14 protein-coding genes are annotated in these 16,601 nt (G+C 36.6%); 9 read left to right on the top strand and 5 right to left on the bottom strand.

The window, feature by feature from the left end:
- The 7 genes from M0R21_10485 (at window position 1) to M0R21_10455 (ending at window position 6,110) form a co-directional block, all read left to right on the top strand.
- Window positions 1-1,140, top strand: coding sequence for a glycosyltransferase (locus M0R21_10485; protein MCK9618248.1), 1,140 nt, complete (start codon window positions 1-3; stop codon window positions 1,138-1,140).
- A 63-nt stretch (window positions 1,141-1,203) separates the two neighbouring features.
- Window positions 1,204-2,226: a dehydrogenase gene (locus M0R21_10480; protein ID MCK9618247.1), complete on the top strand. Its 1,023-nt coding sequence runs from the start codon at window positions 1,204-1,206 to the stop codon at window positions 2,224-2,226.
- Window positions 2,227-2,264: 38 nt separating this feature from the next.
- The gene (locus tag M0R21_10475; protein MCK9618246.1) at window positions 2,265-2,786 is read left to right on the top strand and encodes a nitroreductase family protein; all 522 of its coding nucleotides are present in this window, start codon (window positions 2,265-2,267) and stop codon (window positions 2,784-2,786) included.
- A 12-nt stretch (window positions 2,787-2,798) separates the two neighbouring features.
- On the top strand, window positions 2,799-3,380 hold the full coding sequence (locus M0R21_10470; protein MCK9618245.1) for a D-sedoheptulose 7-phosphate isomerase: 582 nt from the start codon (window positions 2,799-2,801) through the stop codon (window positions 3,378-3,380).
- Window positions 3,381-3,391: 11 nt separating this feature from the next.
- On the top strand, window positions 3,392-4,099 hold the full coding sequence (locus M0R21_10465; GenBank protein ID MCK9618244.1) for a nucleotidyltransferase family protein: 708 nt from the start codon (window positions 3,392-3,394) through the stop codon (window positions 4,097-4,099).
- Window positions 4,068-4,640, top strand: a complete 573-nt coding sequence (locus M0R21_10460) for an HAD family hydrolase (GenBank protein ID MCK9618243.1) — start codon at window positions 4,068-4,070, stop codon at window positions 4,638-4,640. Before M0R21_10465 ends, M0R21_10460 begins: the two co-directional genes overlap by 32 nt.
- A gap of 24 nt (window positions 4,641-4,664) precedes the next feature.
- Window positions 4,665-6,110, top strand: coding sequence for a sodium:solute symporter (locus M0R21_10455; GenBank protein ID MCK9618242.1), 1,446 nt, complete (start codon window positions 4,665-4,667; stop codon window positions 6,108-6,110).
- 17 nt (window positions 6,111-6,127) lie between these two features.
- On the opposite strand, the gene M0R21_10450 is transcribed toward M0R21_10455, so the two are convergent.
- From M0R21_10450 to M0R21_10435, 4 genes are all read right to left on the bottom strand, one after another.
- On the bottom strand, window positions 6,128-6,589 hold the full coding sequence (locus M0R21_10450; protein ID MCK9618241.1) for a toxin-antitoxin system YwqK family antitoxin: 462 nt from the start codon (window positions 6,587-6,589) through the stop codon (window positions 6,128-6,130).
- A gap of 47 nt (window positions 6,590-6,636) precedes the next feature.
- Window positions 6,637-9,486: a TonB-dependent receptor gene (locus M0R21_10445; GenBank protein MCK9618240.1), complete on the bottom strand. Its 2,850-nt coding sequence runs from the start codon at window positions 9,484-9,486 to the stop codon at window positions 6,637-6,639.
- 251 nt (window positions 9,487-9,737) lie between these two features.
- Window positions 9,738-11,330: a T9SS type A sorting domain-containing protein gene (locus M0R21_10440; GenBank protein ID MCK9618239.1), complete on the bottom strand. Its 1,593-nt coding sequence runs from the start codon at window positions 11,328-11,330 to the stop codon at window positions 9,738-9,740.
- 452 nt (window positions 11,331-11,782) lie between these two features.
- Window positions 11,783-12,523, bottom strand: a complete 741-nt coding sequence (locus tag M0R21_10435; protein ID MCK9618238.1) for a hypothetical protein — start codon at window positions 12,521-12,523, stop codon at window positions 11,783-11,785.
- Window positions 12,524-13,305: 782 nt separating this feature from the next.
- On the opposite strand from M0R21_10435, the gene M0R21_10430 reads away from it, so the two are divergent.
- A complete protein-coding gene (locus tag M0R21_10430; GenBank protein ID MCK9618237.1) occupies window positions 13,306-14,574 on the top strand; it encodes a TIR domain-containing protein in 1,269 nt (422 codons plus the stop codon).
- A gap of 156 nt (window positions 14,575-14,730) precedes the next feature.
- Window positions 14,731-16,041 carry a hypothetical protein gene (locus M0R21_10425; protein MCK9618236.1) on the top strand — a complete coding sequence of 437 codons (1,311 nt, stop codon included), beginning with the start codon at window positions 14,731-14,733 and terminating at the stop codon, window positions 16,039-16,041.
- 54 nt (window positions 16,042-16,095) lie between these two features.
- Here the strand turns inward: M0R21_10425 and M0R21_10420 are convergent, their stop codons facing one another.
- Complete coding sequence (locus tag M0R21_10420) at window positions 16,096-16,281, bottom strand: hypothetical protein (GenBank protein MCK9618235.1); 186 nt, start codon at window positions 16,279-16,281, stop codon at window positions 16,096-16,098.
- Window positions 16,282-16,601: the final 320 nt, after the last annotated feature.

Here is a 16,601-nt window from a genome sequence, read left to right as displayed (position 1 = left end):
ATGTCTGAAAAAAGAAAAATAGTACTTGTTGGTTCGGCTTACCCTTTAAGAGGAGGATTATCTAATTATAACGAAAGGCTGATCAGGGAGTTTCAACAAAGAGGGGATGAGGCATATATTTATACTTTCAGCCTTCAGTATCCTAGTTTCTTGTTTCCCGGGAAAACGCAGTATTCTACTGATCCACCACCACATGACCTTAATATTAAAATTTGTATTAACTCCATTAATCCATTTAACTGGATAAAAATTGGAAGAGAACTTAAAAAACTGCGCCCTGATATTGTAATAATTAAGTTTTGGATACCATTCATGGCTCCCTGTTTTGGGACCATTGCAAGAATAGTACGTAAAAATAAGCATACCAAAGTTATATCCATTATCGACAACATCATTCCACATGAAAAGAGGATCGGGGACATGATTTTGGCTAAATTTTGGGTAAATAGCGTGGATGGTTTTGTTGCTATGTCTAAATCAGTATTGGATGACCTGAATTCCTTTGATAAAAAGAAGGAAAAACAGTTTTGTCCTCATCCAATTTATGATAATTTTGGAAAGGCAGTTGAAAAGAATGTTGCCAGGGAAAAACTTAATTTGGATAAGAATTTTAATTATATTTTATTTTTTGGTTTTATTCGGGATTATAAAGGTTTAGATTTACTTTTAAATGCTTTTATCAGTGTATTATTGAAAAATCAAAAAATTAAATTGATAATTGCAGGAGAATTTTATTCGGATTCTAAGCCTTATCTTGACATTATTGAAAAAAATAATTTACAAAACAATGTTATTTTAGCTACAGATTTTATTCCGGATAGCGAAGTTTATGCTTATTTTTGTGCTTCAGACATAATTGTTCAACCATATAAACATGCTACACAAAGTGGTGTAACACAAATTGCTTATCATTTTAATAAACCTATGATTATTACTGATGTAGGAGGTTTAAAAGAATTTGTTCCCGATGGTAAAGTTGGATACGTTGTGAAGCCGGATGAAAATAGTATTGCTGAAGCGATATTAAATTTTTATGAGGGTAAAAAAGAAAAGGAATTTATTGAAAATATAAAGGAGGAAAAGAAGAAGTATTCATGGGAGCGAATGGTAGAAACGATTGATAAATTGTCCAATTTATAATTATCCGAGATTAACCGCTTGTATTTTTTATATAGATAATTGCAAAAAATATAAATATAATAAATGATAATCAGAAGTAAAGCACCATTAAGGATAGGTCTGGCAGGCGGCGGAACGGATGTTGCTCCTTATTCCGAAATTTATGGCGGAGCTATTCTTAATGCAACCATAAGCATGTATTCTTATGCAACGTTGCAACCAAGAAATGATGGAAAAATTATTTTTCATGCAGCAGATAAAAAGGAATATTATGAAATGAATTCGGATGAATTTCTTGAGATAAATGGGAAACTCGACCTGCATAAAGGAATTTATAACCGCATTGTAAAGAAATTTACACATAAGCCTTTATCTTTTGAACTAACTACCTATGTAGATGCGCCTCCCGGTTCAGGCTTGGGAACTTCTTCTACATTGGTAGTTGCTATTTTGGGTGCCTTTACCGAATGGCTGCACTTGCCTTTGGGTGAATACGATATCGCCAAATTAGCTTATGAGATTGAACGTGTGGACTTAAAAATGGCTGGTGGCAAACAGGATCAGTATGCCGCAACTTTCGGAGGGGTGAACTTTATGGAGTTTTACAATTCAGATAAAGTGATTGTTAACCCTCTTAGAATAAAAGAAACTTACCTGGATGAACTGGAACGCAATCTGGTGCTTTATTATACCGAAACCAGCCGTTTATCGTCAAAGATCATCGAAGCGGAAATTAAAAACGTAAAGCAGAAAAATGCCACTTCTATCAATGCAATGCACAAGCTCAAGGAACAGGCTATTCTAATGAAGGAAGCGATATTGAAAGGCGAACTGGATACTATCGGAAAAATTCTTGATTTCGGTTGGCAATATAAAAAGCAGATGGCGGAAGAAATTACCAATCCTTTTATTGATCAGATATATGAAACGGCAATAGCCGCCGGTGCTACCGGAGGGAAAATTTCTGGTGCTGGCGGCGGCGGTTTCATGTTTTTTTACTGCCCCGGAATTACCCGTTTTGCAGTTATTGATGCTTTGAATAAATTTGGCGGACAAAGTAAACGCTATGAGTTTGTTTCCAATGGGCTTACCACATGGACAATATAGCGTCTGCGTTTTTGTTATCTGAATAAATTTACCTGATTATGGAATCTTTTTTGGAATTGGTAAAAAGCCGTTATTCGGTAAGAAATTTTCTCCCAAATCCGGTTGAGGAAGAAAAACTAATGCAAATAGTGGAAGCCGCAAGAATAGCTCCGTCGGCAGCCAATTTTCAACCATGGCATTTTATTGTAGTACAGGAAGAAAATCAAAAGATGGCTCTTTGCAGTTGCTATAGAGGTGAATGGCTAAAAAAAGCTCCTGTGATAATAGTAGTTGCCGGAAGCCACTCTATATCCTGGAAAAGGGAGGATGGCAAAGACCATTGCGATATTGACATAGCCATTGCAACCGATCATATGACCCTGATGGCTGCTTCTTTAGGGTTAGGAACCTGCTGGGTTTGTCATTTCGACAGTAAAAAATGTGCCGACGTTATGGCGTTGCCCAGGCATATTGAGCCTATGGTTTTGTTACCTTTGGGTTATCCTTTAAACTCTACGATTCCGGAAATTCATTTTAACCGGAAGAAAATGGAAGAAATACTTCATTTTAATAAATTTTGAAAATAGTTGTTTATGAATAGAATACAAGAAATTATCCAACAGTCGGTTTTGCTGAAACAACAGGTTTTGGCAGATAAAATACTTTTGGATACAGTGGAAAAGATTACTCAGGAAATCATCCGTTGTTTTCAGAACGATGGAAAAGTTCTTTTTTGTGGAAATGGGGGAAGTGCTGCCGATGCGCAACACCTTGCTGCTGAATTCTCGGGAAGATTTTATTACGATCGTGATCCTCTGTTTTCGGAAGCATTGCATGTGAACACTTCATACCTTACCGCTGTTGCCAATGATTATTCTTACGACGAAATTTACGCCCGCCTGGTAAAAGCAAAGGGCCGCAAGGGGGATGTCCTGGTTGGAATTTCTACTTCAGGTAACTCTACCAACATATTGAAAGCATTGGAGATGGCTAAAAAACAAGGAATGGTTACCGTAGCTATGACAGGGCTCACCGGCGGAAAAATGAAAGATGCCTGTGATTTTTTGCTGAATGTTCCATCCACGGATACACCACGTATTCAGGAAGTACATATTATGTTGGGGCATATCATCTGCGAATTGGTGGAAGTCGCTATTTTTCCTAAAAATAATTAAAAAACAAATCGTTGGAGGCAGTTATTTTAGCAGGAGGTTTAGGAACACGCCTGCAAAGTGTAGTTTCCGAGGTTCCAAAGTCTATGGCTCCGGTAAACGGAAAGCCATTTCTTGAATATCAGTTGGACTATTTAAGCAACTTTGGAATTAAAAAGTTTATTTTTTCTGTGGGTTACAAGGCAGAAATCATTCAAAAACATTTTGGTGATCAATGGCATTCTATTCCAGTGGATTATGCTTTTGAAAAGGAACCTTTGGGTACCGGAGGCGGAATTAAAAATGCCATGAAACTTGCCGAAAGTGAGCAGGTGTTGGTGCTGAACGGGGATACACTCTTTCGGATTAATCTGAATGACTTTCTGGATTTTCACCTGCAAAAAGAAAGTGCCTTTTCGCTGGCTCTTCGTAAAGTGAATGATGTAAGCCGCTATGGAACAGTTTGTACAGATGAAAACGGGATGATCACTGGATTTAAGGAAAAGAACACTTCTTCAGGTGAAGGGTTTATCAATGGCGGGATTTATCTCATAGAGAAAAACATTTTTTTTAGCCTACCTTTGCCTGCCAGGTTTTCCATTGAAAAGGATTTCTTCGAAAAGTATTACCAGGCATTAGCTATTTTTGCAATGCCTTTTGAAGCTTATTTCCTGGATATTGGAATCCCGGAAGATTACCAACGTGCACAAAATGAGTTTACACAATTTACAGATAAACAATAACTGGACTTTATTTCTCGACCGCGATGGTGTGATAAACCGACGCTTGCCGGGCGATTATGTAAAATCTCCGGATACCTTTGTTTTTTTACCCGGTGTTTTGGATGCCATGCAGGTTTTTGCCCGGTTCTTCGGGAGAATATTTGTGGTAACCAACCAGCAGGGTATAGGCAAGGGTTTGATGAAAGAATCTGATCTGAAGGTTATTCATGATTTTATGCTTGCAGAAATTAAGAAATCCGGAGGAAGGATTGATCAGGTTTATTTTTGCCCGGAACTTGCCGATTCAGGAAGTTTTATGCGTAAACCAAACATCGGTATGGGTTTAAAAGCCAAAAAGGAATTCCCGGAAATAAACTTCAGGAATTCCATCATGGTTGGAGATTCTGTTTCGGACTTGCGTTTTGGTAAACGATTAAAAATGAAAACAGTTTTAATAGGAGAGGAGCCGGAAATTGCTCGTATTCACCCGGAACTGGCAGATTTCTATTTTTCTGATTTGCTCAATTTTGCAAACGCACTTCAACAAAACAATTCTAATTAATAACCAATTACAAATAGCTACGTTTTGAGTCCGATTTTCATCTTTAGTGTTTTTATTGCTTATACCGCTCTTTTATTTTTTATTACCTGGCTGACAGCCAGAAAAGCCAACACCCAATCGTTTTACATTGGAAATAAAGCATCTCCATGGTATGTAGTTGCCTATGGGATGATCGGAGCTTCACTTTCCGGGGTAACCTTTATGTCGGTGCCTGGCTGGGTGGGGAGCACACAATTCAGCTACATGATGGTGGTGTTTGGCTATCTGGCAGGTTATATCGTTATCTCCACCGTTTTACTTCCCCTTTACTACAAACTTAACTTAACTTCCATTTATACCTACCTCGATCAGCGTTTTGGCTTCTGGTCGTACAAAACCGGGGCTTTCTTTTTCCTGCTTTCGAGGGTTATCGGAGCCTCTTTCCGGATGTTTTTAGTGGTTAATGTTTTGCAGATATTCATTTTTGATGCCTGGGGTATTCCCTTTGGCTGGAGCGTGGGCATTTTTATCTTCCTGATCATTCTTTATACTTTTAAAGGAGGAATTAAAACCATTATCTGGACCGATACCCTGCAAACTACATTTATGTTAGCGGCAGTTGTTATTTCCATTGTGGTGATTTCGAAAGGGCTGCACCTTTCTTTTTCCGGATTGATACAAACGGTATCTGATAGCGATTATTCTAAGGTACTGGTAACCGACTGGCATGATAAACGACATTTTTTAAAACAATTTCTGAGCGGAGCTTTTATCACCATAACAATGACCGGGCTTGACCAGGAAATGATGCAAAAAAACCTGAGTTGTCGTAATTTAAAAGATGCTCAGAAAAACATGCTTACTTTCAGCTTTGTGCTGATATTTATTAACCTGATGTTCCTTTTTCTTGGCGCAGTACTTTTCATGTATTCCAATGCAAAAGGCATTGAAATACCGGTTCGTTCGGATGATTTGTTCCCGATTATTTCCCTGAAATACTTAGGTGCTTTTTCCGGATTGATATTTATGATAGGTTTAATTTCGGCTGCTTATCCCAGTGCCGATGGTGCGTTAACTGCTCTCACCACTTCGTTTACCATTGATTTTCTTGGTTTGGATAAGCGGAAAAATATTTCCGAACGCAAAAGAACCCGCATTCGTTATGGCGTGCATATTGCCTTTGCCTTGATTTTGCTTACTGTAATTGTGATTTTCAGGGCGATTAACGACAGGGCGGTAATTGATAAATTGTTTACCATTGCCGGTTACACATACGGACCATTGCTTGGCTTGTATGCGTTTGGCTTATTTTCAAAAAAACAGGTAAAGGATAAATATGTACCTTGGATAGCAATTGCTTCGCCTATAATCTGCTATTTCCTGAGCGAATATTCCGAACAGTTATTCCAGGGTTACAAATTTGGATTTGAATTGCTGATTCTTAACGGAGTAATTACCTATATAGGTCTAAGCCTGGTAACACGAAAATAGCAACTGTTGGGTTGTTATCAATTGCCATATTTCCGTTCCATTATTAGTTTTCCGTTATCATCCCACATGTACCATACACCAGCTTTTACTCCTTCTGAGTAAAACATTTCGTAACGTTTTATCCCGGCTTCGTTCCAGATGTACCAATAGCCGTTTTTTTTATCATTATTATATGATGCTTCGGCAATTTTTTGTTGATTCTCAGCCCATGAAATCCAGGTTCCATGCTTTTTCCCGTTTAACCACGATTGTTGCTCTTTTTTCTCGCCATTTTCATAATATTGGATAGCCAGCCCGTCTTCAACTCCATCTTTTATTGGACGTTCAAGTTTTAGGGTTCCATTCTCATAATACTCTTTGTAAGTGCCACTATACAACATATTATTCTTGTAGTATTTACCATCTGTGTATTCGAGTACCTGGGCAAAGATTATTTTAGTAACAAAAAGTAAAAAAAACAGGATGAGTGATTTTTTCATTTGAGATGAGGTTTTATTGTTGAATATTTGTGTAAAAATAGTGTTTATTAAAGGTTCAGTACAAATCCTAATGTACAATACGTTCCGGGACGATAGCTGAAAGTTACCTGTTCTTTCTGGTGGGATTTGCCGTCTAAAGTATAATGAGCAAACTGCTTTTCGGTATATTTTTCATTCAGTATATCCTGAATTCCACCTTTTAATTGCAGATTCTTACCAAGGTTTTTGGTGAAACTAAAATCAAGAGAGTTTCTTGGCATTTCGTAGGTATTTGGCATATCCATACCAACTAATTTTATACGTTTCCCGATAACATTATACAAAACACTTGCCGTGAGCTTGTTTTTGTCGTTTTGGTAGTACAAACCAGTGTTAATGATGTAGGGTGACTGCCCCTGCATAGCCCTTTTTGAATCCGTAACATAATATTTCTCAGGATCAAATTTCATTTCGGTATAAATCCATGACGCATTAAATACCACGCTTATATCTTTGATAAAACGAAGCATATTTGCCTGCTGTGCCAGTTTGGCAAAGGATTTACGGATTTCAATTTCTGCACCTATGCTGGTAGCACTTTTGGCGTTTTCATATTTGTAGTCCCAACCGGTACCGGCATTATACTGTATAGCTTCAATGGGGTCATTAAATTTTTTATAAAAACCTGCAAGCGAAATTATTTCTCCGCTGGTAGGATAATATTCGTAACGTAGATCAATATTATGAACAGTAGCATTTTTCAGATCAGGATTTCCGCGTATTCCGGCTTTTTGTTCGAAATCATAAAAGTAAAAAGGAGCAATCTCACGAAATTCAGGACGATTTATCGTCATTCCATAAGCTAAACGAAGGATGGTTTTTTCGTCTATGTTAAACGCAAGATTTGCCGATGGGAAGAAGTGCAGTTCATCTATATTTACATTCACCTTGGTATTGGGGTTATCCGAAGCATAACTATTCAATGTCTGTTTGTTTTGCTCCATTCTTACTCCGGTGTAAAGAGAAATACGGGCGGTAAAAGGAATTTTAAAACTTGCATAAGCTGCTATCAGTTCATTGGTTGCTTTGTACGAATCCGAACCATTGGTTTTTTCATCAATATGAATGCCTGTAGAATCATTAATATTTTCATCTAAGAAAACAGAATCTACCGACAGGTAAGGAGCATTTATCCAGTCGAAATAACGTGAAGCGGCATAGCCGATATTACGGGTGCTGAATTCCCTGTTTTTTTTCTCATAGTAAAAACCTGCTTTTAGTTCTGGAGTAAAATCTCCGAAAATAAGTTTATGACTGATGTTAGCATTGGCTGTGTAAATATTTTCGTGCATATCAACAAACAAACGTCCAAGCAACTCAGGAGAGGCGGAAAAAGAGACGTTTATTCCATATTGCCCGTAATATTCGCTTTGCGGATCATCGTTGAGTACGGTAGTCATACGTTTTACATCCGGTTCCTTGCGGTTGGCGTAGGAATATCCCAGGTTCCAGTCTATTTTGGTTCTGTCGTTGTTCAACTTATGCTCGCCTCCAAGTTGGCCTGAGTAGGTTGAACGGCTCATGAAACGCATTTCGTAAGAACGAATCTTTTGCCCGCTGTAAAAGTCTTCTCCGTCCCGCAAAGTAACTTTTGAAGTGCCTATCTGGTTAAATAAATTCCGAAATTCAATTTTCTGGTTGTTACCAAAAATAAACGACCAATTGTGCAGTACTCCAGTTTTTGCGGTTGTGGTGTATCTTTTATCATGAAAATAATAAGATGTATCGCTGTGGTTACCGATGGTATCATACACCTGGTAGTTGGCACGGAACACTTTGTCGTAGTCATTTGTATAACTGTAATTAACCGCTGTGATGTTTCCTACGGAAATTTTCCCAAGCAGAAATCGGGAAGTAGTACCCAGTGAGAAACGCTGGTCAGTAGCTACAGTTCCCTTTGTGGGAGTCCAGTCTTTATTAAATGCACGCCCAAGTTCCGTGCGTTTGGCCTTATCTTTGGCAGAAGAGCCCAGTTCATTCAGATTATCCGGGAAAGCGGAAGGCAACGAACGGGAACCATCATCAAAACCTAACCAGTCGTATTTGCCTATATTATAAGAATAAAAGTCGTTGAAGGTGGTCTCGGAACGGTAGGCGTTGGAATAAGAAACGGAAATGGAGTTTTTGTCTGCATCATTTTTTGTAAATACATTGATTGCAGCTCCGGCAAAATCGGCAGGCAATTCAGGCGCAGGGGTTTTGTAAACCAAAATATTATCAAGGAGGGAACTTGGTATTACATCAAAAGAAAAAGCCCGCATATCGGCTTCGGAACTGGGAGTGGAGGTGTTGTTCATCAATACGCTGTTGTACCGCTGACTTAATCCGCGCACTACCACAAAGCGGTTATTCATGATGGTGATTCCCGGAATGCGGCGTACCACTTCCGATGCGTCTTTATCTTGCGAACGGCTGATCTGCTGGCTGGAAATACCATTAATCACCAAACTACTGCTTCTTATTGAATTGATGACCGATACTTCGCTACCGGTTTTGCGGGTAGCAGTAATGGTTACTCCCTGCAAGGAGGTAGTGTTTTCCTCTATATCAATGTTTAATTCTACACTGGCAGCTTTTGCTATCTTTACTTTGTTTATTATCTTGGTTTTATATGAAATATAAGAGACTACAATGTTATATGTGCCCGGTTTTATGTTGGAAATGGTAAATTTACCGTCCAGATCGGTGGAGGCACCTGTACTTGTCCCCTGTAATATCACGTTTGCACCAACAATGGTTTCATGACTTTTTGAATCCTTTACTACTCCTGTAATAATTCCGTTCTGCGCCATAAGCATGGACCCATTTACGACCAAAAATACGATTGCATAAAGATAGAGTTTGATAATTTTCCGCACGTTAATATTTTTTAAAGTTTAAGACAAAAGTAGGTTCACAATATTATGTTTACATTAAGAATACATTACCTGAAAATTAATTTATGGATAAATAATCAGTATTTAAAGTGGATTAAAATTTGTGAAAGCACCTGTGTTTTGAATCCAGGAAAACCTTCAGGGTTTTGGTGCGTATAAAAAACATTTTTTCAAAAAATAAAAAAGGCTACCTCTATGCCGGGGCAGCCTTCAAACCAAATTGCACTATGATGTTAATCTTTAAAAATTTTAATCATCTGTGTTCCTTTGTCGGATGTGCAGGTAGCCACATACATTCCGGAAGGAAGACCTGACAGGTTAACAGAAATATTGTTTACTCCCTGGCTCATCATTTTATCCGAAATGCACTGAATTATGCTGCCATTCATATTATATAAGTTAATGATTATACGACCTGAATTTTTTATTTCCAATGTAAAATTTCCTAAAGCATCCACCGGATTGGGATAGAAATTAACGGAGAGTCCATACTTTTTCAGTTCGTTGATACCATCGCTACCCCAGGTAGATTTATTAGCTACCGGAGATTCTGCCAACGGACGGAAATCGGGACTTTCCAGATTGAATGGATCGGCAATATGCAAATCTGAATTGTTGACTAAAGTGTCATTTTTCAGATCAGAAGTCTTGAAATAGTTGCGTTCGAAATCGGAAGCAAAAAAAGTTCCCATCCCCGAAATAACAGTATTCTTAACCACAAGGTCGTCGGCAGTTGCGTTTGCCTGAGCTGCGGAACCATCAATAAACAAACCGGTAGGGAAGCCTGTAAAAATGGAATTGTAAACTTTCAGTTGTGTATTACGACGCAGGTGCATTGCACGTTTGAAGTTGGTATTAATTGATGTGGTTGCGTCCACTTTGGGTCCGAAGATGCTGATGTTACTAAAAACAGGACTGGTAATTGGAGTGTTGGAACTACCATTGGCATCATTGTCTGATTCAAAACCATTGGAACCTGAACCCGGGTCAGCAATTTCGGGGTCGCGAAGAGCAACACAGAATTGTAACATCCCGCCAAAACCATTATCGGTATCAAAATCATCGTCCCAGCCACGGAAAGCAATCAGGTGTTTTACATTCACTTTTCCACCAAACCATTCGTAAGAATCATCTCCACTGTAGGAAACCTGTATATATTCTGCTGAGGTGCCAGTACCAGCGCCACCAAAAGTAAGACCATTGATTTCCTTATCAGGAACAAATGCAATACCCGGGAATTCGATACGAACATATTTCAAACTGCCTGAGTTGTCGGCATCATCAGGAGAGGTTCCACCGCCGTAAGTAGCATCAGGACCACCTTCGATGATGGCTTCGCCGCCGGATTGGTTGATGGTAGCTTTTCCGCAGAGGATAACGCCGCCCCAATCGCCATAATAGCGATTTCCTGCAGGTTGGTTAGATGTAAAAACAATCGGGTTGTCAATGGTACCTTCAGCCATCAGTTTGGCACCACGGCGAATGATAAGGCTACCTTTGGAATCTTTGTCGCCACGGATAACAGTTCCCGGTTCAATGGTAAGGGTAGCACCATCGTTTACGTAAACAAAACCCTGGAGCAAATAAGTATTTCCTGCCGTCCAGGTGGTGTTTTGGGTAATTTCGCCGCTGATAGTTACATTGGTAGCAGGGTAAACGGTATTTTGCGGCGTCCAGTTTGCCCAACCTGCTGTCCAGTCATCCTGCTGACCAAAAGCACCGGAGTAGGGAACATGTTCAAAAAAAGGATCGTTAATGCTATTTTGCGCATACAACCCTAAGGAAACAGCTATCATAATAGCTACACTTAGTACAATCTTTTTCATTTTCTATCTTAATTAGTGTTATTTATTAATTTATATTTCCACGATGCAAAAATGAAATTCCAGAAACAACTATCTGTTAAGCAAATATTAACTAAATGTAAATTTAACGATTAGGTAATTTACAATTTGTTAATGTACGGAATCAGAAAATGGGGAAGCGTTAAAAAATTAAGCTATTAAGAGGCTACAAAATTTGTGGTAATTGAAACTAAGCGATATTCCGGCGCTACCCGGGGTTCTTTACAATTTATAATGTGGAGTTGTATATAGCTTCACTCCATTTCTCTACTTAAAACAGAGGAGAGTGTAGCGAATTCACTAAAACCAGGCGAATGCCGGATGGGTAAGATTATGGGTTGAAAAATTTGAGACAAACTCAAAAGCCCTTTATTTCCTTAGTGGTTAAATAAATATGTTTAAAAACATACATTTTGCATTTGGTATTATCTGTTTCACACCTGGCTGTCAGTATTATTTTCAGGTGTTTCTGTTTTTTTCTTTCGTTTTTTCCTGCGAATGCCTTTGTAAACTTTAAACCTGTCGCGTGTTTGTTTATCATTGTAAAAAATGTAGCGTGCTACTTCACTCAACTGAATCAGCTTGTCGTATAGTTTATTGTTATTTTCAATATGAAATTGAGTTATGGCAGGGCGTTCTTTTTTCTTCAGTTCCTGTTTGTCGTTTCCCTCCCCAATTTTTGAAGCAAGTGCCGATACCTCGTTGAGAAGAGATTCCTGCATACCTTTGGCTTTCAGTTGAGGCAGGTATTTTTGCATTGCAACAGCCATTTGTTTCAAAAACCGTTCCATCAGAGGTTGCGAACTTCTACACTTCAGGTAATCGTTGGCGCCAAATTCGTTCCAGATGCCTTTCTGCCCGGGAAAAGTCTTTTTAAAATAGTATTTCACTCCTTGGTACAGGCTTCGTCCTTCGACAAGCATTGCATTCAGGTTTTGAGTTTCTATTTTCCGGGACGCATCCACGTTAGTAAATAGCGTTAGTTCCTCTGCCCCCTTTTTCATTGTTAGTTCTTCAAGCTCAGCAATGAAAGTTTCATTAATAGAGGGGTCAAACTTTCTGAATTCAGCTAAATGTATCTTGAGAGATACCGTAATGTTCATACTTTTTCTCCACAATTCGGCGTCAGACATCTTATAGTTCCTAAGGATATTGGTATTGCTACCTTTTTTCATGATATTTTGAGTTGAAGTTCTTTAATTATTTTTCTTTTACAAAATTACATAATTAGTAAATATAGTTTTATAAATAATTATAAATATTTTATTAATATTAAATAAATATCATTTTTAGGAATATAGATTTATTAAATATAAATAAAAATATACTATTATTAAATAATAATCATTTATAGAAAATAAATATTCTGTATTCATAAATTAATTTATAAAAATAAAAATAATTTAATAATAATAGATATTAATTAGCTAATATTGTAAGTTGATATATAAATATTGATTAACAATTAACATAAAAAATAAATATATTAATATAAATACATATAGTATTACTATAAATAAAACAATATTATTATAACTGTATTTAAATATACTAAAGATGATATTTAATAAGAAAACAAAATAATGACATCTCAATCTGAAAAAGCTACCTTTTCGGGCGAAGAAACGCCTGTTAAAACCAAATAAGTGGCATACTAAGGCAGGTAAACCACCCCGCAAACATAAACAAAAGCATATTCTGAATGAAAAACCATGCCTGTCGGCAGCTAAACAACCTATTAGGGTGCATAAACAGACACTGAAGGCAAAGCAACACCATATAGTATGTAAAAAACAAAAATAAAAATTGACCCGGCACAAATTAACCCGACTATGAGTAAATTTTGCTTATTATTTTTAATATATTTGAGGCGAAAAAAATAATAACTAATTACGAAATAACCGCCATAATGGGGGTTAAATATTTGTTGGGCATAATTATTAAAACACCCCCATTAATGACAGTTATTAAAACGTATAAACAATTTCTTAAGTGGCTTCAACCACCTTCTGAAACATTGGCTAGGTCAAATTATTTTAAATCAAATTATTCTGTTGGCGAGGAGATGTTACATCTTATCAACAAGAGATTTAGAGATCTGGATTTAACAAAAAGGCAATTCATATCAACTGAATTCCAAAACTGTGAATTTGAAAACTGTGAATTTACAAGTTCTTTTATAACTTCCTGTACATTTAATAATTGCATTTTTACTAAATGTTCTTTTACATGGGCAAAATTCTTTGAAAGTGATTTAATTAAAACACAATTTGTCAATTGTATAATTGCTGAACTAGAATTATGCGATGTAGTAATTGAAGATTCTGTTTTCAAAGATTGTCGTGAAATCTTAGATCTTGTGATAAGGGGCAATTGGAACAGACAATTGTTTTTCAGTAATTGTTATATAGCATTTCTCGACATTGAACCAATTAAGCCTGAGAATTCAGAGATTTTAAATTTCGAGGATTGTATTATTAGTGAATCGAGTTTTGATAGGGTTAATTTCTCAAAAAGTAAATTTACTAATTGCGCCCATTCATTAAATCAATTTACCTCATGTATATTTTCTAAGGAAACTCTAATAGATGGAAATATTACTTCTGGTATGGAATTTAGTTTTGTCGATTTACGAACAATTCTTGATTCTGACAACTTGCCTATCAAAGTGCTAGAAAATATTTTTGGTATTCATAATCCAGCAATAAAAGAGTACATCCACGGATTAACTTCAAAAATAGAATTTCAGTCAATTTTTATTTCCTATAGTTTTAAAGATAAAGAATTCGCTCAACAAATTAATAACGAATTAATTGACAAAGGAATAATGACATTTCTATGGGAAAAAGATTCTGTAGGAGGTGAAAGTTTGAAAGAGATAATGTCGCAAAGTGTGAAAGTCAAAGACAGAGTATTATTCATAGCTTCAAAAGACTCGCTAAAAAGTTCTGCTTGCCATTTTGAGTTGACTGAAGGAAGAAAAAAACAAGAATTAATTTGGGATAATGTGTTATTTCCAATTCATATTGATAATTATCTTTTCAAAGTAAAAAAAGATAATATCAGACCCGTAGAAATTCAGGAAGAATATTGGAAAAACATTACTGAACTTAGAAATTTGAACTCATTAGACTTTACTGAATTTGTTAGAGATAAGAATTATACTGGGAATAAATATGAAAATCTGATTTACAGACTTGTCAAAGGATTAAGAAAAGGGAAATAACTATGCCCAACAAACGCTATAGCAAATGCGGGTATGTGTGTTTGTTGAAACATTTGAAATCTTTAAATACATTCGTGCTGGCTGACAGTTGAGCAACAATTTATTCCCGCACTTGCCATAGCGTCAGCCGTTACCGCTAATTAAAAAAGACAGTAAATGAAAACGAAAACAGTATTTTTACTAAGTATTTTAACAGGAATTCTGAATTTTGGGACATTAAAAGGACAAGAAGTATCCAAATTGATGTTGGTAAAATCATATTTTAATGAATTAGATTCTTTATGTACACTTGATAATGGAGATTTGTGGGGCCTCAATCTATTTGGTGCAACTATGGTTATCTTTCAGGAAAGTCGGTTGATAATTGCAAACGAACCTGATAATGACGGTGAACTTACCCCTAAAAACGGTTTATATATAGGGAAGTTGGCGGATAATATAAATATTGCCAACACATCATTTGAATGGAATGGCAAAAGTTGGACAATGGTGAATTGGGATGCTCTTTCCGAAAATGACAAATATTCAAGAGATAAATTGCTTATTCACGAAAGCTGGCATCGAAATCAAAAGAAAATAGGAATAAAGCCTGTAATGACCGAAAACACACACCTCGACCAATTGCAGGGAGGTCTTTTGCTAAAACTGGAATTTTTAGCACTTGCAAATGCCTTGAATGCCAAACAAACTGATGTTGCAAAAAAACATCTCACAAATGGTTTAACCATCAGAACGTACAGGCAACTATTGTTTCCCGGAAACAATGAAAATATATTTGAGTTGCATGAAGGGATGGCCGAATACACTGGATTTAAGTTGTGTGGAATTGACAAAAAACTTTTGCCAAAAATTGTAGCCACGCAATTAGGACTATCGATGGATAAAGAAGGCTTGGCAAACTCATTTCCATATCTGACAGGGCCGGCCTATGGATTATTATTTGATGAACTTAAAAACAACTGGCTTAATGATGTTAAAAAAGGGAAAAGCCTGCCTGAAATTGGCAGTCAAGTCATTGATAATAAAATCTCGTCAGATACAATATTGCTTAAAAATGAAGTTGCAAAAATTATTGATCAATATGGTGCTGATTCTTTTGTGAAAAGAGAAACAGAAAAATTTGAATATCAAAAACAACTTATTATTGAATACAAACGAAAATTCCTGGAAAAAGATGTACTCATTATAAAAAACAATAATCTGCAAATGAGCTTTAACCCACAGGAAAAATTAACATCTATAGGAGAGGGCGTTGTTTATAAAACAATGAGACTGACTGGAGAATGGGGAATTGCAGAAGTGAAAAATGGAATTTTGCGTTCCAATGATTGGCAGTTTTTTATACTTCCCGCCCCAAATTCTAAAAAAGCAGGAGAGATAAGAGAGGTTGATTATAATTTATTTCTTAATGATGATTGGAGTGTAACAATGATTAAAGAAGGAAAATATACTATAAAGAAGAATTAACTAGTGGTAACACACGGCTAGCAAGCCGAGTACATTAATCGGTGTAGCAATTTTTTAGTCCAATAACCCAAGCATTGTTACCGAAATGTCTAACTTTGCTTTTTCTGCTTTTTCCAACCCTTTTTTATAAATATCCATTGCTTTTTCATACTGTCCTGCGTCCTCATATGATAAACCCATACTGATTAAATCATCAAGCCAGCAGTCAATTTTAGCAAACAGATTTTCAATTTCATTCATGGCTTTTATTTAAAATACAAAACTACATTATGCTTTTAAGCATAATGTTAAATAAATATTATCAATACATTAATAACCTGAGTTTGGCGTAAGGCCGCAAACCATTCCTGTAATATTTCAACATTTTACATTCAGCCGCAGGCGATGAATTATTGATCTCATGACGAAGAATTCACAAAAAATAAAAAAAACCTTTCTATGGATATTAACCCAAGTTGCAGCTCTAACAGTAAAAAAGGGGCAAAAATGGGGTGAATTTGGGGGTTGAGTAAATGCAAGCGGCTGATCATCAATGATGGGTTATAGAAAAGGGCTTTGTA

This window comes from Lentimicrobiaceae bacterium, assembly GCA_023227965.1.
Taxonomy (GTDB): Bacteria; Bacteroidota; Bacteroidia; order Bacteroidales; family JALOCA01; genus JALOCA01.
The sequence above is the reverse complement of the archived record's forward strand: the minus strand, read 5'-3'. Positions and strand labels throughout refer to the sequence as shown.